Annotated in this window: 19 protein-coding genes; 13 read left to right on the plus strand and 6 right to left on the minus strand. The window is 68.7% G+C overall.

Annotated features, from left to right (window positions below):
* Window positions 1-10 precede the first annotated feature (10 nt).
* Window positions 11-2,608 (plus strand): TonB-dependent receptor, encoded by a 2,598-nt coding sequence (locus ACW176_RS03800; protein WP_492110948.1) that lies wholly within the window; start codon window positions 11-13, stop codon window positions 2,606-2,608.
* A 39-nt stretch (window positions 2,609-2,647) separates the two neighbouring features.
* Here ACW176_RS03800 and ACW176_RS03805 read toward each other — a convergent pair whose 3' ends face one another.
* Window positions 2,648-4,054, minus strand: a complete 1,407-nt coding sequence (locus ACW176_RS03805; protein WP_492110949.1) for a sensor histidine kinase — start codon at window positions 4,052-4,054, stop codon at window positions 2,648-2,650.
* Between the two features lie 179 nt (window positions 4,055-4,233).
* Between ACW176_RS03805 and ACW176_RS03810 the strand changes: the two genes are divergently transcribed.
* From ACW176_RS03810 to dapD, 8 genes are all read left to right on the plus strand, one after another.
* Entirely contained in the window at window positions 4,234-7,476 is a 3,243-nt protein-coding gene (locus ACW176_RS03810; protein ID WP_492110950.1) for an autotransporter domain-containing protein, read from the plus strand.
* Between the two features lie 318 nt (window positions 7,477-7,794).
* Window positions 7,795-9,327 carry an OprO/OprP family phosphate-selective porin gene (locus ACW176_RS03815; RefSeq protein WP_492110951.1) on the plus strand — a complete coding sequence of 511 codons (1,533 nt, stop codon included), beginning with the start codon at window positions 7,795-7,797 and terminating at the stop codon, window positions 9,325-9,327.
* A 29-nt stretch (window positions 9,328-9,356) separates the two neighbouring features.
* A complete protein-coding gene (locus tag ACW176_RS03820; protein WP_419319020.1) occupies window positions 9,357-10,409 on the plus strand; it encodes a sulfate ABC transporter substrate-binding protein in 1,053 nt (350 codons plus the stop codon).
* A gap of 156 nt (window positions 10,410-10,565) precedes the next feature.
* Complete coding sequence (gene lovK / locus ACW176_RS03825) at window positions 10,566-11,699, plus strand: photosensory histidine protein kinase LovK (RefSeq protein ID WP_492110952.1); 1,134 nt, start codon at window positions 10,566-10,568, stop codon at window positions 11,697-11,699.
* 18 nt (window positions 11,700-11,717) lie between these two features.
* Window positions 11,718-12,182, plus strand: coding sequence for a response regulator (locus ACW176_RS03830; protein ID WP_492110953.1), 465 nt, complete (start codon window positions 11,718-11,720; stop codon window positions 12,180-12,182).
* An 84-nt stretch (window positions 12,183-12,266) separates the two neighbouring features.
* Window positions 12,267-13,181: an acetylglutamate kinase gene (gene argB / locus ACW176_RS03835; protein ID WP_419253966.1), complete on the plus strand. Its 915-nt coding sequence runs from the start codon at window positions 12,267-12,269 to the stop codon at window positions 13,179-13,181.
* A complete protein-coding gene (locus tag ACW176_RS03840; protein ID WP_492056290.1) occupies window positions 13,178-13,855 on the plus strand; it encodes a pyrimidine 5'-nucleotidase in 678 nt (225 codons plus the stop codon). Before argB ends, ACW176_RS03840 begins: the two co-directional genes overlap by 4 nt.
* Window positions 13,852-14,697: a 2,3,4,5-tetrahydropyridine-2,6-dicarboxylate N-succinyltransferase gene (gene dapD, locus ACW176_RS03845; protein WP_492110954.1), complete on the plus strand. Its 846-nt coding sequence runs from the start codon at window positions 13,852-13,854 to the stop codon at window positions 14,695-14,697. The genes ACW176_RS03840 and dapD overlap by 4 nt, the downstream gene beginning before the upstream one ends.
* A 23-nt stretch (window positions 14,698-14,720) precedes the next feature.
* Here dapD and ACW176_RS03850 read toward each other — a convergent pair whose 3' ends face one another.
* Both ACW176_RS03850 and ACW176_RS03855 read right to left on the minus strand, forming a co-directional pair.
* Complete coding sequence (locus ACW176_RS03850) at window positions 14,721-15,413, minus strand: VIT1/CCC1 transporter family protein (protein ID WP_492110955.1); 693 nt, start codon at window positions 15,411-15,413, stop codon at window positions 14,721-14,723.
* 73 nt (window positions 15,414-15,486) lie between these two features.
* Window positions 15,487-15,966, minus strand: a complete 480-nt coding sequence (locus ACW176_RS03855; protein WP_492110956.1) for a cupin domain-containing protein — start codon at window positions 15,964-15,966, stop codon at window positions 15,487-15,489.
* A gap of 64 nt (window positions 15,967-16,030) precedes the next feature.
* Between ACW176_RS03855 and dapE the strand changes: the two genes are divergently transcribed.
* The 3 genes from dapE (at window position 16,031) to ACW176_RS03870 (ending at window position 18,782) form a co-directional block, all read left to right on the plus strand.
* Window positions 16,031-17,194, plus strand: coding sequence for a succinyl-diaminopimelate desuccinylase (gene dapE, locus ACW176_RS03860; RefSeq protein WP_492110957.1), 1,164 nt, complete (start codon window positions 16,031-16,033; stop codon window positions 17,192-17,194).
* A gap of 19 nt (window positions 17,195-17,213) precedes the next feature.
* Window positions 17,214-18,134: a glutaminase gene (locus ACW176_RS03865; protein WP_492111871.1), complete on the plus strand. Its 921-nt coding sequence runs from the start codon at window positions 17,214-17,216 to the stop codon at window positions 18,132-18,134.
* Between the two features lie 69 nt (window positions 18,135-18,203).
* Window positions 18,204-18,782 (plus strand): NAD(P)H-dependent oxidoreductase, encoded by a 579-nt coding sequence (locus ACW176_RS03870; RefSeq protein WP_492110958.1) that lies wholly within the window; start codon window positions 18,204-18,206, stop codon window positions 18,780-18,782.
* 184 nt (window positions 18,783-18,966) lie between these two features.
* On the opposite strand, the gene truA is transcribed toward ACW176_RS03870, so the two are convergent.
* Both truA and fmt read right to left on the minus strand, forming a co-directional pair.
* The gene (gene truA / locus ACW176_RS03875) at window positions 18,967-19,710 is read right to left on the minus strand and encodes a tRNA pseudouridine(38-40) synthase TruA (protein WP_492110959.1); all 744 of its coding nucleotides are present in this window, start codon (window positions 19,708-19,710) and stop codon (window positions 18,967-18,969) included.
* A complete protein-coding gene (fmt, locus tag ACW176_RS03880) occupies window positions 19,710-20,651 on the minus strand; it encodes a methionyl-tRNA formyltransferase (protein WP_492110960.1) in 942 nt (313 codons plus the stop codon). Before fmt ends, truA begins: the two co-directional genes overlap by 1 nt.
* Before the next feature lie 114 nt (window positions 20,652-20,765).
* On the opposite strand from fmt, the gene ACW176_RS03885 reads away from it, so the two are divergent.
* Entirely contained in the window at window positions 20,766-21,122 is a 357-nt protein-coding gene (locus ACW176_RS03885; RefSeq protein WP_492110961.1) for a cell surface protein, read from the plus strand.
* A 125-nt stretch (window positions 21,123-21,247) separates the two neighbouring features.
* Here ACW176_RS03885 and def read toward each other — a convergent pair whose 3' ends face one another.
* On the minus strand, window positions 21,248-21,769 hold the full coding sequence (gene def / locus ACW176_RS03890) for a peptide deformylase (protein WP_492110962.1): 522 nt from the start codon (window positions 21,767-21,769) through the stop codon (window positions 21,248-21,250).
* Between the last annotated feature and the right edge of the window lie 6 nt (window positions 21,770-21,775).

The raw sequence follows: 21,775 nt of genomic DNA on the forward strand, positions 1-21,775 counted from the left end.
GAGATCTGACTTGAATAACTATGTGACACCCCAGCCCGACGACAGCGCGGCGCGCCGTTTGCGATCCGCCCTGATGCTGGGCGCCTGCGCCGCCCTGATGGCCGCCCCGGCCATGGCTCGGCAGACCACGGCGCCGGCCGCCGGGGTCGCGTCCCCCGAGGCGGACGACTACGCCTATGAAGTCGACGCCCTGACCGTCACCGCCTCGCGCCAGCAGCCCGGCGCGGTGATCGGCGACATTGCGCCGGAACTGCAGCTGTCGCCCCGCGACATCCGCGCCTATGGCGTCTCGACGGTTTCCGAACTGATCACCGCCCTGGAGCCCCAGACCTCGTCGGCCCGCGGCGGCGCGGCGGGCGGGCGTCCGGGGATCCTGGTCAATGGCGGCCGTATCTCCAATTTCGGCGAGGTGCGCGACCTTCCCACCGAGGCCATCGCCCGGGTCGACATCCTGCCCGAGGAGGTCGCACTGAAATACGGCTATCGCGCCGACCAGAAGGTCATCAACCTGGTCCTGCGCCGCCGCTTCCGCGCCACCACGGTCGAAGCCGGCGCCAAGCTGCCCACCCAGTCGGGCGGCGGCGATACGGTCGATGCGCGCCTCAACCACCTGCGCATCCAGCGTGACACCCGCGTGATGGTCGACGCCAAGGTCAGCGACCAGAGCGCCCTGTATGAGGCCGAGCGCGACCTGAACCAGCCGCGATCGGACGCGGTCTTCCGCAGCCTGATCCCCAAACAGACGACCTGGGCGCTCAACAGCGTGCTGTCGCGTCCGATCAAGGACGGGGTGTCGGGCACGATCAACGCCAGCCTCGAGGGCAGCGACGCCACCAGCTGGCTGGGCCTCAACACCCTGGCCAGCGGTCCGCTGCGCCGTCAGGCCGAAAGCCTGACCGGCCATCTGGGCGGCGGCGTGATCGGCGCGGTCAAGGGCTGGCGCTGGAGCGTCACCGGCAACGCCGAGCGCGCCAGCAATGACAGCACCACCGAGCGGGTGATCAGCGGCCTGGCCTATCGTGACATTTCCAACTCGATCTCGACCTCGGCCGATGTCCAGGGCGATCTCAGCGGAACCCTGCTGCGCATTCCAGCCGGCGCCGTCACCTCGACGGTCACGGGCGGGTTCGAGACCGTCAAGCTGGAGAGCGACTCTGTAAGGGCCGGGGTCGCCCGGTCGGGCGAGCTGTCACGCGACATCGGCAGCGCCAAGCTGAACTTCGACCTGCCCCTGACCAGCGTGCGCAACGACGTATTGCCGGGGCTGGGCAACCTGTCGCTGAACCTGAATCTCGCCGCCGACAGGCTGTCGGACTTCGGAACCCTGACCACGATCGGCTACGGCGCCAACTGGTCACCCATCGAGAAGCTGCGGATCATCGCCTCGGTCACCCGCGACCAGGGCGCGCCCAGTCTGGCGCAGATCGGCGATCCCGAGCAGTTGACCCCCGGCGTGCAGGTCTATGACTTCCGGCGCGGCGAGACGGCGATGATCTCGCGCCTGACCGGCGGCAATCGCGCGCTGCGTGAGAAAGAAGGCCAGGTCATCAAGCTGGGCCTGAGCCTCAAGCCGTTCGACAAGACCAACCTGACCCTGACGACCAACTATACCCGGTCCCGGACCGACGACCTGATCTCCAGCTTCCCGACGGCCACCAGCCAGATCGAGGACGCCTTCCCCGAGCGCTTCGTGCGCAATGCGTCAGGCCGGCTGGTGCAGATCGACGCGCGGCCGGTCAATTTCGACCGTCGCCAGACCGACGAGCTGCGCACCGGCTTCACCTTCAGCAAGTCGTTTGGCCCCCAGCCCCAGCCCGGTCAGTTCCGGCAAAGACTGGAGGCCCAAGCCCAGGCCCAGGCCCAGACCCGAGCCCCAGGGCAGACCCAGGCTGCGGACTCGGGCGCGACCCCGGCCGGACAGGCCGCCGGCCGGCCGGACGCCACGACCGAACGCGCCCCCCCGGCTGGTGACGGTCCGCCGCCCCAGACGGCGGCCAGCGGCGCGCGGTCCGCCGGCGCCGCCTCTGCCTTTGGCGGCTTCGGCGGACCTGGCGGGTTCGGAGGCCCGGGCGGCCCCGGCGGCGGGTTCGGCGGCGGCTTTGGCGGGGGCGGTGGGCCGCCCGGCGCGGGCACGTTCCAGATCGGCGTCTATCACACCGTCAAGTTTACCGACGAGATCACCATCCGCACGGGCCTGCCGACCCTGGATCTGCTGGACGGCGCCTCGCTGGGTTCGGGCGGCGGTACGCCGAAGAACCAGATCGACGTCCAGGGCAATCTCTCGCGCAGCGGTCTGGGGGCCAGCTTCAACGCCCGCTGGCAGGAAGGCACCGTCGTGCGCGGCTCGGGCGCGGTCGGCGCCCAGGACCTGTCGTTCTCGGAACTGACCACCGTCAACCTTCGCCTGTTCGCCGATCTGGGGGCCCAGCCGGCCCTGCGTGGCAAGCCGTTCTTCCGGGGCGCGCGGATCAGCGCCTCGGTGGACAACCTGTTCGACGCCCGCCAGACGGTCCGCGCCCCGGACGGCACAACGCCGATCACCTATCAGGAGGACTATCTGGATCCTCGCGGACGGGTGATGCGGGTGTCCCTGCGAAAGCTGTTCTGACGACGACGCCCGCTTCCCGGAGGCTCCGGGAGGCGGGCCTCAGGCCTGCGCCTCGGCGACCACGGCGCGCTCGGCCACGGCCTTGGCCATCGGCAGATAGACCCCGAAGGTCGCGCCGTCGCCCAGCACGCTCTCGACCGTCAGGCCGCCGCGGTGGCGGTTCATGATGTGCTTGACGATGGCCAGGCCCAGGCCGGTGCCCGAACGGTCGCCGCTCTTCTGGCCCTCGACGCGATAGAAGCGCTCGGTCAGGCGCGGCAGGTGCTCGCGGGCCAGGCCCGGCCCCCGGTCGGTGACCCGCAAGGCCGCATAGCGCTCGCCGGCCGCGTGGTCGGGGGTCAGCAGCGACATCCGCGCCGCGCCAGGATCACGCGGGGTCGCCGCCGCGTCGGCCGACAGGCCCGGATAGATCTCGACGCGCACCACCCCGTCGCGGGGGGTATATTTGATGGCGTTGTCGACCAGGTTCTGGATCACCTGGATGATCTGGTCGCGGTCGCCCTCGACCACGGCCGCGCCGCGCGGCGGCAGGACGGGATCGAAGCCCACGCCCTTTTCCTTGGCCTGGGGCGCCAGGGCGTCGATCACGTCGATCGCGGCCATGGCCAGATCAACCCGGCCCAGCGGCGCGATGTGTTCGTTCAGCTCGATTCGCGACAGGCTCATCAGGTCGTCGATCAGCCGCGACATTCGTTCGGCCTGGGCCAGCATGATGCCCAGGAACTTGTCGCGCGCGCCGGGATCGTCCTTGGCATGGCCGCGCAGGGTCTCGATGAAGCCGGACAGCGAGGCCAGGGGCGTGCGCAGCTCGTGGCTGGCATTGGCCAGGAAGTCGGCGCGGGTGCGCTCGCTGCGGCGCGCGTCGGTCTCGTCGCGCAGCACCAGCATCGCGAGGCGCGCCCCATCGGGCCCGCCACTCAGCGGCCGGGCCAGGGCGATCCACGAGCGCCCCTGGGTTCCGCCGGTCTCATATTCCACGGCCCGCTCGATGCCGCCGAACAGGGCCTCGTCAACCGCCTCCAGCACCTGGGGGTTGCGCACGGCGGTGACCAGCAGGGTCCCCTCGCGCTGGATCCGGAAAAGCTCGCGGGCGGCGGCGTTGGCGAACACGAAGCGGCGGCCGGTCAGATCGTCGGCCTCTTCGCCGGCGATCACCATCAGCGGATCGGGCAGGCGCTCCAGAATCACCCCGTAGGGCGGTCCGCTGCGCTCGGCGACAGGGGCAAGGGTGGCGACCGGACGCTGGCGCGCCTGCGTCGCCCGGTGCCTGGCGCTGAGATAGAGCCCGCCTGCAGCCGTGGCCATGGCGGCCACGAGAGCGGGACCCATCTGCGCGGCGCCGGTGGCCGCCAGGGTCAGAATCGCGGCAGGCCCGACGATCAGAGGCAGGGCTGCTCCGCCCAGCAGGCGCGAGACCAGGGGGACTGAATATTTCTCCGGCGACATGGACCAGTGCCTCGTTTTTCGCCGCTGAGGGGATTCGACGAACCAGATATGGCGCCCCGGCATGCCATGCGATAGACGGTTGGCCGCTCTAATGCGTGTCGTTGACGTTGCTCACCGCAATTTCGCCGCAACGTGACGCAAGTTAGGGGCTGGGTTCTTATCCAAGGTGGTTGTTCGTAATGCAGCGCAAGGTCCTGGTCGCGACAGTCGCAGCCGCTCCTCTCCTGGCTTTGGCGTTTGGCGCTTATGCTGAAACCTCTGTCACGACAGCCCGCACCACGCCGATCGCGACGTCGACCGCCAACAATGGCGCGGCCGACGACGTGAGGGTGACGGCGGACGGCTCGATCAAGCCGACCACCGCCGGGGCGCTGATCACGCTGGACAGCAACCACAAGGTCACCAGCCTGGGGACCCTGGCCACGGTCGGCGTCAACGACTCGACCGGCATCCTGATCCTGGGCGGCAAGACCGGCTCGGTCAGCAACGGCGCCGCGATCACCCTGAACGAAGACTACACGCCCACCGACACCGATTCCGACACCGACACCGACGGCCCCTTCGCCACCGGCTCCAACCGCTTCGGCATCCGCCTGACGGGCCCCGGCGCCTTCACCGGCAACATCGTCAATGAGACCAACGGCGTCATCTCGATCGAGGGCAACACTTCGGCCGGCGTGTCGCTGGAAAGCGCCCTGACCGGTAACTTCACCAACAACGGCACGATCAATGTGCTGGGCGACAACGGCGCCGGCATCCGCGTCGCCGCCCCCGTGACCGGCAAGGTCACCGTCAATGGCGGCGTCTCGGTGATCGGCAAGAACTCGGTCGGCGTCGCGATCGACGGCGATGTCAGCGGCGCCTTCGTGGTGCAGGGCGGCGTCAACGCCACCGGCTATCGCTACACCACGCGCCCCCCGCTCGCGGCGGACCGCGCCAAGCTCGACGCCGACGACCTGCTGCAGGGCGGTTCGGCCGTGCGCGTCACCGCCAATGTGGCCGGCGGCGTGCTGCTGGACATCCCGCCCAAGGACACTGACACCACCAAGGCCGACGAAGACGGCGACGGCATTGCCGACGCCAGCGAAGGCGCTGCGGCCCTGACCACCTTCGGCGCGGCTCCGGCCCTGCTGATCGGCTCCGACACCCGAACGGTCACCCTGGGCGCGGTCGGAACCGGCGACAACGCCTATGGCCTGGTCGTGCGCGGCGCAATCAGCGCCGCCGGCGTCTTTGACGGCGTCACCGCCACGGCCATCCAGATCGGCGGCAATGCGGGCCAGGCGACCACTCTGGCGGGCGGCGTCAAGCTGTCCTCGACCCTGGCCTCCAGCGCCTATGAGGCCAACGCCACGGGCGTGCATCTCAAGGCCGGGGCCAGCGTTCCCACCCTGTGGAACCAGGGCTCGATGTCGGTCTTCACGGTGTCTGAAGGCGCCTTCGATTCGCGGGCCGTCGCCATCGACGCCGGCGCTTCGATGACCACCTTCCGCAACGACGGGGCGATCACCTCGACGGTCGGCGGCGAAAAGGGCAACGCCTATGGCGTCATCGACTATTCGGGCCTGCTGACCACCATCACCAACAACGGCAAGATCTCGACCTCGGTGGTGGCCACCGACGACGCGGCCGACACCGACGACACCGACCTGCTGCCCGGCAACGAGACGGTGACCGGCAAGTCAGTGGCCATCGACGTCAGCCGCAACACCACCGGCGTGACCCTGATCCAGGCCGGCCTGGCCGATGGCGACGACGGCGCCGACGGCGTGGCCGACGCAGACGCGGACGGCGACGGCGTGGACGACGGCGACGAGCCCTCGATGCTGGGCGCGATCCGCTTCGGCTCGGGCGCGGATACCTTCAGGGTGCTGAACGGCACGGTCATCGGCGACATCTCGTTCGGCGCCGGCGCCGATACGTTCGTGGTCGACAACGGCTCGCTGGTGCTGGGCGCGCTGACCGACTCCGACGGCAAGCTGGCGATCACGGTCGGCAAGGGCAGCCTGGGCATCTCCAACGCCGCCACGATCAACGCCACCAGCCTCAATGTCGGCTCGACCGGCAAGATCCTGTTCACCGCCGATCCGACGGCCGGGACCAACACCAAGCTGCAGGTCTCCGGCGCGGCCAGCATCGCCAGCGGCGCCGAGCTGGGCATCCGCCTGACCGGCCTGGTCAAGCAGCCCACCGCCTACACGGTGATCTCGGCGGGCAGCCTGACGGTCGGCTCGATCGGCCAGGCCCTGCTGGCCGATTCGCCCTATCTCTATGTCGCCTCCAGCCGGGCCGACGCCAACAACGTCTATATCGACGTGCGTCGCCGCTCGGCCGCCGAGATCGGCATGAGCCGCTCGCAGGCCGGCGCCTATGACGCGGTGTTCACGGCCCTGGGCGACAACAAGGACCTGTCGACCACCTTCCTGGCCCAGAACGGCAAGGACGGCTTCCTGGGCCTGTACGACCAGATGCTGCCCGACCAGGGCGAGGGCCTGTTCTCGTCGCTGCAGGCGGCCAACCAGATGATCTCGGCGGCCACCGCCGTGCGGCCCGATCCGGGCGAGCGCTATGGCCCCGACAGCCTGTGGATCCAGGAAATCAACTCGCTGGTCCGTCGCGACGCCGGCGACACGGCGGGCTCGGACAACCAGGCCTTCGGCTTCGTGGCCGGCTATGAGGCCATGGGCGACGCGGGCGGGGCCCTGGGCCTGACCCTGGCCTATGTGAACGTCGAGGAACACGACATCGTCGCCAAGGTCGGCGAGCAGACCACCGCCTCGTTCGTGCAGGGCGGCGCCTATTGGCGCCGGTCGGTCGGCGGCTGGCGCCTGAACGCTGGCGGCGGCGGCGGCTTTGGCTGGTTCACCGGCGATCGTCGCTTCATCGCGCCGGACGCCAATGCCGACGGCGTGGCCGACCTGATCCTGGCCAACAGCGCCGACTGGAACGGCGCGACCTTGAACGCCTTCGCCGGCGCGGGCTATGAGCAGAAGTTCGGCCGCTACTATGTCCGTCCTGAAGGCCGGGTCGACTATGTCTGGCTGCGCGAGGGCGAACGCAAGGAAGCCGGCGGCGGCGCGGGCTTCGACCTGACCGTCGAGGAGCGCACCTCCAGCAATCTGAGCGGCGAGTTCGGCATCGCCTTCGGCGCCGACTTCGGCAAGGACGTCTGGTGGCGCCCGGAAGTGCGGGTCGGCTATCGCCAGACCCTGGCCGGCGAAACCGGCGACACCGTCGCCCGGTTCAAGAACGGCAACCCCTTCACCCTGGCCGCGCTCGACGACAAGCAGGGCGCCGCGACCTTGGGCTTTGCGATCAAGGCCGGCACGCCGATGTCGTATCTGGCCCTCGAGGGCGGCGTCGAAGCCGCCAAGAAACAGAAGCGCTACAACCTGCGCCTCTCCGGCCGGGCGATGTTCTAACCCTGCATCCAGGCGCCCGGCCCGGGCGCCAGTCTATCGATTTCAGACCTCCCGTCGCGCACCCCGCGGCGGGAGGTTTTTCGTTTTGGGCGCCCGGACAAGCTGGACTGTGACGAATTGTCCCGGAAGGAATAACGGCTCGTTAAGCGATATCTCGTTGTGTCGACTGAAGTTTTTCCGGCCTTCGCCGGAAGGCTGAGCCGCGCCTGCAGTTTTTCTCACGGCCGGCTTTTCTAATCTCTATTCACGAGCTAGGAATAATCGTTTTCCCTAGCTCAAGCAGGACGGGCCGCCGAGGCGGGCCGAAAGGGGAATACGATGACGACCAACACGACCACCCTGCGAACCGCGCTGATCGCCGGCGTTTCGTTCCTGACGATGGCCGGCGCCGCCAACGCCCAGACCGCCCAGGACTCCGAAGCCCGCATCGCCGCTCTGGAAGCCCAGCTGGCCGCCCTGTCCGGTCAGATCGCCGACCTGAAGGCCGCCACCGCCGCCAACGTCAAGGACGTCCGCGCCGCCCAGTCGGCCACCACCGTCACCCTGGCCAACGCCCGCCCAACCATCGCCACCGGCGACGGCGCCTTTTCGGTGTCGGTCCGCGGCATCTTCCAGGCCGACGCGGCGATCTATGACCAGCGCGACGCCGGCCCGCTGTCGACGGATTTCCGCCGCGGCTCGTTCGGCGACGCCGCCGAGAACGACCGCGCCCGCGACCTGGGCGACGGCGCCAATATCCGCCGCGCCCGCATCGGCATCGAGGGCAAGGCCTTCGGCGCCTTCGACTACAACATGATCTATGACTTCGGCGGTTCGGGCACAGAAGAGGCCGGCAAGATCTCGTCGGCCTGGGTGCAATACAGCGGCTATCCGGTGAAGGTCCGGGCCGGCATCTACGCCCCGGTCACCAGCCTGGAAGACGCATCCAACAACACCGGCTCGCTGTTTGTCGAGCGCGCCTCGGTCGCCGAGACGGTGCGCGGCCTGGCCGGCGGCGACGGCCGCGCGGCCATCGGCCTGCTGGCCAATGGCGAGCGCTGGAATGCCTCGGCCGCCGTCACCGGCAACACCGTCACCACCCAGACCTATGACGAGCAGTTGGGCTTTGTCGGTCGCGTCGCCTATGTGCCCTTCAAGGGCAAGGACTGGCTGATCCATGTGGGAGCCAACGCCAACCTGATCATCGACCCGGCCGCCGGCGGCCCCGACGTGGCCTCGGCCGGCGGCGCGGTGACCAATATCCGCCTGCGCGATCGTCCGGAGCTGCGGGTCGACGGCACGCGCCTGATCGACACCGGCAATATCGACGCCGACGGCGTCACCGCCCTGGGCCTGGAACTGGGCGCCCAGCTCCGGAACCTCTACGCCCAGGCCGAGTACTTCAATATCGATGTCGAGCGTCGCACCGGCGCCCTGAGCGACCCGAAGTTCGACGGCTGGTACGTCCAGGCCGGCTGGACCCTGACCGGCGAGCCGCGTCGCTACAACATCGCCACCGCCGGCTTTGACAATCCGCGTCCGGCCAAGCCGTTCAATCCCAAGAAGGCCCAGTGGGGCGCGGTCGAACTGGCCGCCCGCTACTCGACCTTCGACCTCAACCACCTGGCCGGCGGCCCCGGCAACCCGGCCCTGCCCGGCGCGATCCGCGGCGGCGAGCAGACTATCCTGTCGCTGGGCGTGAACTGGTACCTGAACAACGTCGTTACAGTGTCGGGCGCCTATCGCAATGTCGAGGTCCGTCGCCTGTCGCCGGGCGGCACGGCCTTCGTCGCCGGCTCGACCCCGGTCGCCGGCGCCCAGGTCGGCCAGGACCTGGATATCTGGTCGCTGCGAACCCAGTACGCGTTCTAACCCAAACCCCGCCAACCCAAGGATGCCCCATGACCCGTCGTTTCGAGAAACCCACGCGTCGGGGCGTCCTTGGCGCAGCATCAGCCGGCGCGGCGGCCTTCGCCGCGCCGGCCCTGATCGCCGGCCAGAGCCAGGCGCAGGGCGTCAGGGGCCTGACCCTGCTGAACGTCAGCTACGACCCGACGCGTGAGCTCTACAAGGACATCAACGCCGCCTACGCCAAGTACTGGAAGGAAAAGGTCGGCCAGACCCTGACCATCAACCAGAGCCATGGCGGTTCGGGCAAGCAGGCCCGCTCGGTGATCGACGGCCTGCAGGCCGATGTCGTCACCCTGGCGCTGGCCTATGACATCGACGAGATCGCCACCCGGGCAAAGCTGCTGCCCGCCAACTGGCAGTCGCGCCTGCCGCAAAACTCCACGCCCTATACCTCGACCATCGTGTTCATGGTCCGCAAGGGCAACCCGTGGAAGATCCGGGACTGGAGCGACCTGGTAAAGCCAGGCATCGAGGTCATCACCCCCAACCCCAAGACCTCGGGCGGGGCGCGCTGGAACTATCTGGCCGCCTGGGCCTGGGCGCTGAAGCAGCCCGGCGGCAACCCGGCCAAGGCCCAGGCCTTTGTCGAGCAACTGTTCAAGAACGTGCCGGTCCTCGACACCGGCGCGCGCGGCGCCACCACCACCTTCAGCCAGCGCGGCATCGGCGATGTGCTGCTGTCATGGGAGAACGAGGCCTACCTTGCGCAGGAAGAACTGCCGGGCAAGTTCGACATCGTCTATCCGTCGCTGTCGATCCTGGCCGAGCCGCCCGTTGCGATCGTCGACAAGAACGTCGAGCGCCACAAGACCCGCCTGGCCGCCCAGGGCTATCTGAACTTCCTCTACAGCCCCCTGGCCCAGGACCTGATCGGCAAGCACCACTACCGCCCGCGCAATGCGGGCGCGGCGGCCAAATATGCCGGCAAGTTCAAGAAGATCCCGCTGGTCACCATCGACGACACCTTCGGCGGCTGGAAGACGGCGCATGCCACGCACTTCGCCGACGGCGGCGTCTTCGACAAGATCTACCAGCCCAGGTAACCGCCATCACGGGACGCTCACCCTCCCCTTTGTCGTCCCGCGCGCGCGGCGTGAACCCAAGGCGGGTTCACGCCGCGCCTGTTTTGGGAGACTGTTGGCCAGCTGACACTATCCGGAACCGGCGCGAGGTCGGTACGTTGAGGCGGATGGGAGCTGATGGATGTCGAGCCGGGCGGTCGCATGACAGACTATTCGCAATCCCTGCGCGCCGCCGATGCTCTGGCGGCCAGTCACGGGGCCGAGGATCCTTTCGCTGCGGCGATCCGGTCCATGCCCATGGCCACGATCGTCACCGACGCCACCCAGGCCGACAATCCCATCATCTTCGCCAACGACGCCTTCCTGCGCCTGACCGGCTATGGCCGCGACGAGGTGATCGGTCGCAATTGCCGGTTCCTGCAAGGCGTCGACACTGATCCGCTGGAGCGGGCGAGACTGCGCGCGGCGATCAGCGCGGGCCAGGATATCGCCTGCGAACTCTTGAACTATCGCAAGGACGGGTCGCCCTTCTGGAACGCCCTTTATCTCAGCCCGGTGCGCGACAGCAGCGGAGCCATCACCCACTTTTTCGGCTCGCAGCTGGATATCAGCGACAAGAAGCGCGTCGAATCCCAGTGGAACGAAAGGCAACAGGATCTGGAGCAACTGGTCGCCGAGCGCACCCAGGCGCTGACCCAGGCCCTGGAGCAGAAGACCGCGCTGCTCCACGAGGTGGATCACCGGGTCAAGAACAACCTCCAGCTCATCTCGTCGCTGCTGCTGCTGCAGAACCGGCGGGTGGCCGACCCGGCCGTGAAACAGGCCCTGCGCGGCATGCTGGACCGGGTCAGCGCCATCGCCACCGTGCACCGGCGCCTGTTCCAGAGCGACGATGTCGAACGCTTCGACGTCTCGGCCTTCGTGCGCGACCTGGTGGCCGACGTGATCGGCGCGTCGGGCCGCGACGATATCCAGTTCAGCCTCGACCTGGAGCGGGTGGATGTGGACGCCGCCAAGGCCGCGCCCCTGGCCCTGGTGATCAGCGAACTGCTGTCCAACGCCATGCGCCACGCCTTTGTGGAAGGCCGTTCAGGACGAGTCTTCGTCGGCATCCGTCGAATCGACGGCGAGTTCCGGATCGAAATCACCGATGACGGCGTTGGGGTGGAGACTTCGACGAGGTCGTCCGGATTTGGACTCACGATCGTTCAGCTGCTGTGCCAGCAGCTGAAGGCGAAGTGCCTGACGACGGACGCCTCGCCAGGCACGCGCGTTGTGATCAACCTGCCCATGAACGGCGCGCCTCAATAGTACGGGCGAGGATGAGTGATGAACGAGCAACCGCTCGGCGTTCTGATTGTCGAAGACGAGGTTCTCCTCGCCACGGAGCTGGAATTCCTGCTCGAGGAAGCCGGCTGCTGCCTGGTGGGTCACGCCATGAGTTCGGACGAGGCCCTGACCCTGGCCCGCGACCTGCAGCCGGATCTGGCCCTGGTCGACGTGCATCTGTGCGACGGCCCCACGGGCGTGGACGTGGCGCGCCGCATTCACGACGACTGCGGCGCCCTGGCCCTGTTCATGACCGCCAACGTCAAGCGCCTGCCCGCTGACTTCGCCGGCGCCTGCGGCGTGATCGGCAAGCCCTATTCCGGCCATGGCGTGAAGACGGCCCTGGAATATCTGACCCTCTGCATGCGCCGCGGCCGCGCGCCCGGCCCGCCGCCGATCGGCCTGACCCTGTCGCCGGACTATCTGGCGCTGTGGGGCCTCTTCGACCAGCCCAAGGCCGGCTGATCCTCTCTGGCCCTGCTGTTTTGGATGACAGGGGGGGCGGGGTCCGCTATCGAGACGCGCCCTTTTCGCACAGGATCCGCAACCTTGACCGACGCCGCCGAGGAAGCGGGCTGGGCCACCGCCAAGACCCTGGCCGAGGCCCTGCCCTACATCCAGATCTATGACCGCGAGACGGTGGTGATCAAATACGGCGGTCACGCCATGGGTCAGGAAGACGTCGCTAAGGTCTTCGCCGCCGACGCGGTGCTTTTGAAGCTGCTGGGCGTCCATCCGGTGGTGGTGCACGGCGGCGGTCCGCAGATCAGCCGCATGCTCGAGCGGGCCGGCGTCAAGTCGACCTTCGTCGACGGGCTGCGCGTCACCGACGAAGCCACCATGGAAGTGGCCGAGATGGTGCTGTCGGGCGCCATCAACAAGGAAATCGCCAACTGGATCACCCTGGCCGGCGCCGAAGCCGACGTCCGGGGCGTGGGCCTGTCGGGCAAGGACGCCCGAATGATCACCGCCGAGAAGGTGACCCGCACCAAGCGCGACCCTGACAGCAATATCGAACAGGTCGTCGACCTGGGCTTTGTGGGCGAGCCGACCAAGGTCGATCCGCACATCATCCAGGCCCTGCTGTCGTCGGAGACCGACTACATCCCCGTCATCGCCCCGATCGGCGTGTCCGAAGCCGGCCAGACCTTCAACATCAACGCCGACACCGTGGCCGGCGCCCTGGCCGGCGCGCTGAAGGCCAAGCGGATGCTGATGCTGACCGACATCGCCGGGGTGCTGGACGCCGACGGCAAGCTGATCCGTCAGATGACCCTCGACGAGGCCCGCGCCCTGATCGACAGCGGCGTCGCCAGCGGCGGCATGATCCCCAAGCTGGAAAACGCCATCCACGCCGTGGAATCGGGCGTCGAGGCCGTGGTCATCCTGGATGGCCGCCGTCCGCACGCCATGCTGGTGGAGCTGTTCAGCGAGCACGGCGCCGGCACGCTGATCTCGAAATGAGCCCCGTCCTGTCCCCAGACCTCGCTCACGTCGAAACCTGGCTCTTTGATCTCGACAACACCCTGTATCCCGCCGAGTGCGAATACATGGCCCTGATCGAGGGCAAGATGACCGACTTCATGGAGCGGGCCACCGGCCTGCCCCGCGAAGAGGCCCGGGCGATCCAGAAGAAGTACTATCACGAGCACGGCACCACCCTGGCCGGGCTGATGGCCAACCACGGCATCGCGCCCAAGGCCTTCCTCGACGAGGTGCATGACGTCTCGATGGACCGGTTGATCCCCGATCCCGTCCTGCGTTCGGCGATCGACGCCCTGCCCGGCCGCCGGCTGATCTTCACCAACGGCTCGCTGGGCCATGCCGAGCGGGTGCTGGGCCATCTGGGCCTGGACCATCTGTTCGAGGACGTCTTCGCCATCGAGACGGCCGACTATCTGCCCAAGCCGGCCATGGCGACGTTCGAGAAAATCGTCTCGCGCCACGCCCTGACCTCGCCGGTCACCGCCTTCTTCGAGGACAGCGAGAAGAACCTGGCCCCCGCCGCCGTGCTGGGCATGACCACGGTGCTGGTCGGCGCCCATGCGGCCGCCTCGACCGCCGACTTCGTCCACCACCGCACGCACGACCTCGCCGGGTTCCTGACCTCGGCGCGCCTGAAGGACCTGAACGCATGACCACCGTCAGCCTCTCTGATCTGCAGACCGAGATCGAAGCCGCCTGGGAAGCCCGCGACGGCGTCTCCACCGCCACCACCGGCCCCGTCCGCACGGCGGTCGAGGAGGCCCTGCTGCTGATCGACGCCGGCAAGGTGCGGGTGTCGGAAAAGATCGACGGCGAATGGACGACCCACCAGTGGCTGAAGAAGGCCGTGCTGCTGTCCTTCCGCCTCAACCCCAACAGCGTCATGCGCGCCGGAACCCTGGGCGACGCGGTCGGCCCGTGGTGGGACAAGGTGCCCAACAAGTTCGACGGCTGGGACGCCCCCAATTTCGAGGCCGCCGGCTTCCGGGCCGTGCCCGGCTCGATCGTCCGTCGCGGCGCCTTCATCGGCCGCAACGTCATCCTGATGCCGTCGTTCGTGAACATCGGCGCCTTCGTCGATGAAGCCACCATGGTCGACACCTGGGTGACGGTCGGCTCATGCGCCCAGATCGGCAAGCGCGTCCACCTGTCGGGCGGCGTCGGCATCGGCGGCGTGCTGGAGCCCCTGCAGGCCAACCCGACCATCATCGAGGACGACTGCTTCATCGGCGCCCGTTCCGAAGTCGTCGAAGGCGTGATCGTCGGCCAGGGCAGCGTGCTGTCGATGGGCGTGTTCATCAGCGCCTCGACCAAGATCGTCGACCGCAAGACCGGCCAAATCCACATCGGCAAGGTGCCGCCCTACAGCGTCGTGGTCCCCGGCAACCTGCCCGACCCCAACGGCGGCCCGGGCCTCTACTGCGCCGTGATCGTCAAGACGGTCGACGCCCAGACGCGGTCGAAGACCTCGATCAACGAGCTGCTGCGGGACTAGTCACGGCGCTCGGCCTGACCCCGTCAGGCCGAGACCCCGAACACCGCCCCGACCCCGGCGGTCAGGGCCATGGCGATGGCGCCCCAGAAGGTCACCCGGGCCACGGCCTTGCCGATGGGCGCGCCCCCTGCCCGCGCGCCGACCCCGCCCAGCAGGGCCAGGAACAGCAGCGAGGCGACCGACACCGCCACGACGATGACGCCGGCCGGCACGACGATCGCCGTGACCAGAGGCAGGGCCGCGCCGGTGGCGAAGGTCGCGGCCGAGGTCAGGGCCGCCTGGATCGGCCGGGCGGTCGTGATCTCGGAAATGCCCAGCTCCTCGCGGGCATGGGCGCCCAGGGCGTCCTTGGCCATCAATTGACCGGCGACCACGCGGGCGACGTCAGGTTCGACTCCGCGCGCCTCATAGAGGCCGGCCAGTTCATCGAGTTCGAAGGCCGGCTGGATCTCCAGCTCGGCCTTTTCCCGCGCCAGATCGGCGCGTTCGGTGTCGGCCTGCGAACTGACCGAGACATATTCGCCGGCCGCCATCGACATGGCCCCGGCGACCAGCCCCGCCACCCCGACGACGAGGATCTCGCCCCGCCCCTGGGACGCGGCGGCGACGCCGACGATCAGGCTGGCGGTCGAGACGATCCCGTCATTGGCCCCCAACACGGCGGCGCGCAGCCAGCCGACGCGTTCAATCAGATGGCGCTCGTTGTGAGGGATCATGGGGCATCTCCTGGGGCCGTCAGCCAAGGCCCGTCAGGCCCGCCGCGCCTTGACCTGCGTCAAGCCTGATCGGCTAACGCTTGCGCCCGCCGTCGAGTTCATAGGGCGTCCCGTCCCGATGCCGGTAGGCTTCCTCGCCCTCGCGCAGGATCAGGTCGATATCGGGATAGTCGCAGCCGTCGGCTTCCGGAGCCCGCGTGCCCATTTCCAGCAGCACGGCCACGCTGTCGGAGCGGTTCTGGATGTGATGGCCGTTGGCCACCCCGGCCTTGAAGCCCGCGCAGTCGCCGGCCCGCAGGATCGTCTCGCCCTCATCCTCGACCAGCACCACCTCACCTTCCACCACCCAGGTGAACTCGTCCTCGGCGGTGTGCCAGTGACGCTGGCTGGTCCACTGGCCGGGCGGCAGGCGCATCAGATTGACGCCGAACTGGGTCAGGCCGGCCGCGTCGCCCAGCTTCCACCGCTGTCGCCCCTGACACGGCGCGTCATAGGGCGGCGGATAGGCCGTGCCGAAGCGGGTGGGCGCGGCGTCGATATCGATCTTGGGCATGGGCGCTCAGGGAAGAAGCTTGCGTGGTTTGCGTCAGGCCGGAGGGAAGCTTAAAGCCAGCATCATGACCAGCCCCGCGCCCGAACCTGTCAGCATCGACCCCGTCGACCTCGCTCAAGCCCTGATCCGCCGGCCGTCCGTGACCCCGGCCGACGAGGGCGCGATGGACCTGCTGGAGCGCCAGCTGGACGCCCTGGGCTTCACCTGCCGGCGGATGAAGTTCGGCGAGATCGAGAACCTCTATGCCCGGCGCGGGACCGCCCGGCCCAATCTGTGCTTCGCCGGCCATACCGACGTGGTCCCCGTCGGCGATGACGCCGCCTGGACCGCCGGTCCGTTCGAGGCGGAAATCAAGGACGGCGTGCTCTATGGCCGCGGCGCGGTCGACATGAAGAGCGCCATCGCCGCCTTCGTCGCCGCCGTGGCCGCCAGCCCGCAGCCCGCCGGCTCGATCAGCTTCCTGATCACCGGCGACGAAGAGGGCGTGGCCGAGGACGGCACGGTCAAGGTGGTCGAGGCCCTGGCGGCTGAAGGCGAGATCATCGACCACTGCATCGTCGGCGAGCCGACCAGCGCGTCCTTGCTGGGCGACATGGTCAAGATCGGTCGGCGCGGCAGCATCAACGCCTGGATAACGGTTGAGGGCCAGCAGGGCCACGTGGCCTATCCGCATCGCGCCGCCAATCCGATCCCGGTGCTGGTCTCGATCCTGTCGCGCCTGCAAAGCCGGGTGCTGGACGACGGCTATGAGGGCTTCCAGCCGTCGAACCTGGAAGTCACCACCATTGATGTCGGCAACACCGCCACCAATGTCATCCCGTCCACGGCCCGGGCGCGGGTCAATATCCGCTTCAATCCGGCCCACAAGGGCGCGGACCTGCAGGCCTGGATCGAGGGCGAATGCGCCGCTGCGGACGAGGGCTTCAAGGCCCGCGCCGAGGTGATGTGCAAGATCAGCGGCGAGGCCTTCCTGACACAGCCTGGCCCGTTCACCGAGGTGATCGTCGCCGCCGCCCAGGAGGCCACCGGCCGGGTGCCCGAGCTATCCACCACCGGCGGCACCAGCGACGCGCGGTTCATTCGCAGCCTGTGCCCGGTGGTCGAGTTTGGCCTGGTCGGCTCGACCATGCACCAGGTCGACGAGCGGGTGCCGGTCCAGGAGATCCGCGATCTGGCCAAGGCCTATGAAGCCCTGATCCGCCGCTATTTCGTAGCCTTCGCGGTCTAGGGTCTCCCGCATGGCCACGATGGACGAGTTCTCGATCGATCAGGTCCTGGCCGAGGTGGCCGTGCTGGTGAAGCCGCATTTCGGCAAGGGGCGGCCCGCCGACTATATCCCCCAGCTGGCCACTGTGCCGGGCCACAAGTTCGGCATGGCCGTGTGCACGCTCAACGGCGGCGAACACGTGATCGGCGACGCCGACGAGCCGTTCTCGGTGCAGAGCATCACCAAGGTCTTCGCCCTGGGCCTGGCCCTGAACCGCTTTGGTGACGAGGTCTGGCGGCGGGTGGGCAAGGAGCCCTCGGGCACGCCGTTCAACCACCTGTCCCAGCTTGAGGCCGAGGCCGGGGTTCCGCGCAACCCGTTCATCAATGCCGGGGCCCTGGCGATCACCGACCATCTGCTCGACACGGTCAGGGATCCCGCCGCCCTGGTGCGCGGCTTCGCCAGCGTCCTGGCCGACGAGGCCGTCGAGATCGACGAGGCGGTCGCGGCGTCCGAGCTGGCCACCGCCCACCAGAACCGCGCCATCGCCAATCTGATGCGCGGCAAGGGCACCATCACTCACGACCCCGAGGCCGTGGTCGCCGCCTATTGCCGCCAGTGCGCCCTGACCATGAGCTGCCGGCAGCTAGCCCGCGCCATGCTGCCCCTGGCGGCCGGCGGCTTTTCGCCGGTGATCCAGGAGACCATCTTCCCCGAGCGCCTGACGCGGCGCCTGAACGCCCTGCTGCTGACCTGCGGCATCTATGACAGCGTCGGCAGCTTCGCCTATCGCGTCGGCCTGCCGGCCAAGAGCGGGGTCGGCGGCGGCATCGTCGCCGTGGTTCCCGGCAAGGCGGTGATCGCGGTGTGGTCACCGGAGCTGGACCGCTTTGGAACCTCCGTGGTGGGGACGGCGGCGCTGGAGGCCTTCGCGCAGCTGACCAACTGTTCGGTGCTGTAGAACCGGGCGCTTGAGCCGCATCAAGGCGGCGGTGGGACGATCCTGCGCGTTATCCTCGCAGGAGGCGCCATGACAAAACATATTCTGGTTCTGCTGGGACACCCCGACTGCCGCCCCGAACGCTTCGGCTCGGCCCTGGCCAGCGCCTATGTCGAGGCCGCGAGAGCGGCCGGGCATGAGGTGCGGCGCATCGATCTGGCCGACCTCGACACCCCCTTCCTGGGCGGTCAGTGGGAATTCGAGAACCCGCCGCCGCCGCCGATCCAGGCCGTGCAGCAAGACATCCTGTGGGCCCAGCATATCGTGGTGCTGTTCCCCCTGTGGCTGGGCGCAACCCCGGCCAAGCTGAAGGCCCTGCTGGAGCAGGTGTTCCGCGCCGGCTTTGGCATGGCGGAAAGCCCCAGGGGCCCTGTCCCGCAACTCAAGGGCCGGTCGGCTCGTCTGGTGGTGACCATGGGCATGCCGGCCATCGCCTTTTGGCTGATGTTCGGCGCGCACGGCCTGCTGGCGCTGGAGAAGGGGATCCTGGGTCTGGCCGGCATGTCACCCATCCGCAAATCGGTGATCGGCGGTGTCGAAGCGATCGGCGGCCAGGGGCGGCTGAAATGGCTGGCCCGCATGCGGCGGCTGGGGACGCTGGGGATCTAGTCCCGGACGACGGTTTGGCTGCCAGCGCTGGACGCCCCCTCCGTCACGCTGCGTATTCGCAGCGCGCCACCTCCCCCGCACGCTACGCTACGGGGCAGGAGGGTGAAGCTGCTTTTCTCCTGCCCCGCTTGCGGGGGAGGTGGCGCGGCGCGGATACGCGACGTGACGGAGGGGGCGTTCGGCGTCAGTCCCCGTAACCCACGCCCACCAGATAGAGCCCATCCGCCGGCGCCACGGGTCCGCAGGCCGTGCGGTCCCTGGCCTCCAGCGCCTCGCGGACATCGTCCGCGCTCCACCGGCCGATCCCGACCTCGACCAGGGTGCCGGTCATCGACCGCACCTGGCGATGCAGGAAGCTGCGCGCCTCGAACGCCAGACAGACTGCCTCGCCCTCGCGCCACACCCGGGCCACGTCGAGGGTCTTCAGCGGCGACTTGGCCTGGCAGTGCATGTCGCGGAAGGTCGTGAAGTCGTGCAGGCCGACCAGATGCTGGGCCGCCGCATGCATGGCCTGCGCGTCCAGCGGCTTCTTCACATGCCAGACCCGGCCCTTGTCCAGGGCCGGCGGGGCGGGCCGGTTGAGGATGCGGTACAGATAGCGCCGCTCATTGGCCGAGAACCGGGCGTGCCAGTCCCCCTGCGCGATCTCGCAGGCCAGGATGCTGACCGCCTCGCGGGTCAGGTGGGCGTTGAGGGCGTTCATGACCGTCTGGGCCGGCCAGTCGCGCTCGAGATCGACATGGACCACCTGGCCCGTGGCGTGGACGCCGGTGTCGGTGCGGCCCGCCGCCGCGATGCGCAGCTCCTGGCCGCAGAAGCCCTTCACCGCCGCCTCGATCGCGCCCTGCACCGACGGCAGGGTCGCCTGGGCCTGGAAGCCGTTATAGGGCCGGCCGTCATACTCGACGAGGAGGCGGTAGCGGGGCATCAGGCCAGAACGGTTCCGGCGGCCAGCGGGAAACCCCGGATAAAGTCGCCGGCGTCCTGGGCGCCCTTGCCTTCGCGCTGGGCCTTCAGCAGACGCACCGCGCCGTCTCCGCAGGCAATCAGCAGGCTGTCGTCCAGCACGGCGCCGGGCTCTCCGCCATCTGTCACTTGGGGGGCGTCCTCGACACGCGACAGCAGGGCCTTCACGCGCACCGGGCCCTTCTCGGACGGCGCCTCGAACCACGCGCCGGGGAAGGGCGCGAGGCCGCGAATGTGGCAGTCGATTTCGGCGGCGGGGCGGGTCCAGTCGATGCGGGCCTCGGCCGACTTGATCTTTTTGGCGTAGGTTACGCCGTCTTCGCTCTGCGGCGTCTCGCGGGCCGCGCCGCGCTCGATCGCGCCCAGGGCGATCGGCAGGATGCGCGCGCCGACTTCGGCCAGCTTGTCATGCAGCGACCCGGCCGTCTCCAGGGCGTCGATCCGCACCTGTTCGGACATCAGGATCGGGCCCTCGTCGAGGCCCTCGCTCATCCGCATCACCTGGACGCCGGTGACAGCGTCGCCGGCCATGATCGCCCGCTGGATCGGGGCCGCGCCGCGCCAGCGGGGCAACAGCGATGCGTGCAGGTTGAAGCAGCCCTCGCGCGGGGCGTCCAGCACCGCCTTGACCAGGATCTGGCCGAAGGCGACGACCACGGCCGCGTCGAGGTCCAGAGCCTGGAAGGCCGCGATCTCTTCGGGCGTCTTCATCGAGACCGGCGTGCGCACGGGCAGACCCAGGCCTTCGGCGAAGGCGTGAACCGGCGAGGGCTTCAGGTCGTGGCCGCGACCGCGCGGGGCGGGCGGCTGAGAATAGACGGCCACGATCTCATGGCCCGAGGCGACCAGTTCGGCCAGACAGGCGACGGCGAAATCGGGGGTGCCGAGGAAAGCGATGCGCATGGGCGCGGTTTAGCGGTCCGCGCCCCGCATTGAAAGCCGTTGGGGACAGCGGCGGGCGGAACCTTGGCCGTGGGGAGCCGTTGTCGGACCGACACTTTTGCCAGGAGCACCACCATGCGTTCCCCCCTGATCTTCGCCGTCTGCGCCGCCGCCCTGTCGCTGGCCGCCTGCTCGGACCAGCACGCCACCGAAATCAAGGAGGGCGCCAAGGCCGCCGCCACCGACATCAAGGACGCGGCCAAGGAAATCTCGACCGATCCCGACGTCAAGGAAGCCGGCACGGCGATCAAGGAGAGCGCAAAGGAAGCCGGGGCCGAGCTGAAGGAAGCCGCCGGCGACGCCACCGACGCGGTCCAGGCCGCCGGCGAGAAAGCCGGCGATGCGGCCAAGGAAACGGGCGCGGACATCAAGGCCGGCGCCAAGAAGGCCGGCCAGGAAACCAAGGAAGAGGTCCACGAGGCGACGCGGTAGGGCTGCGAAGTAGATCCTCCCCCTTTGGGGGAGGTGGCCCAGAGGGCCGGAGGGAGCAGCGCGGCCTAAGCGGAGAAGCCCCCTCAGTCGGCTTTGCCGACAGCTCCCCCGGAGGGGAGCATCTATCAAGCCGCGCGGCGCGCCTTCTTGACCTTGGTGATGGCGCGGTCGCGGCGCAGGCGTGACAGGTGGTCGATGAACAGCACGCCTTCCAGGTGGTCCATCTCGTGCTGGATGCAGACGGCGAACATGCCCTCGGCCTCCTCGACGACGGTCTCGCCCTTGTAGTCCAGATAGCGCAGCGTCACCTTCGAAGGGCGCTCGACCTCGTCATAATAGTCGGGGACCGACAGGCAGCCCTCTTCATAGCCCTGCGTCTCTTCCGAGGCCGTCAGGATCTCGGGATTGACGAAATAGCGCGGGGTCGGCTCTTCGCCGTCGCGGGCCAGGTCCATGACGATGACGCGGATGGCCTCGCCCACCTGCACGGCGGCCAGGCCGATGCCGGGGGCGTCGTACATCGTCTCCAGCATGTCATCCATGAGGTGACGCAGATCGTCTGTCACCGCCGCGACGGGGGTGGAGATCTTTTTCAACACGGCCATATCGGCGGCGTTATCGACGGTGAGGATGCGACGGATAGCCATAATAGG

Source organism: Caulobacter sp. FV1ye13L (genome assembly GCF_058681155.1).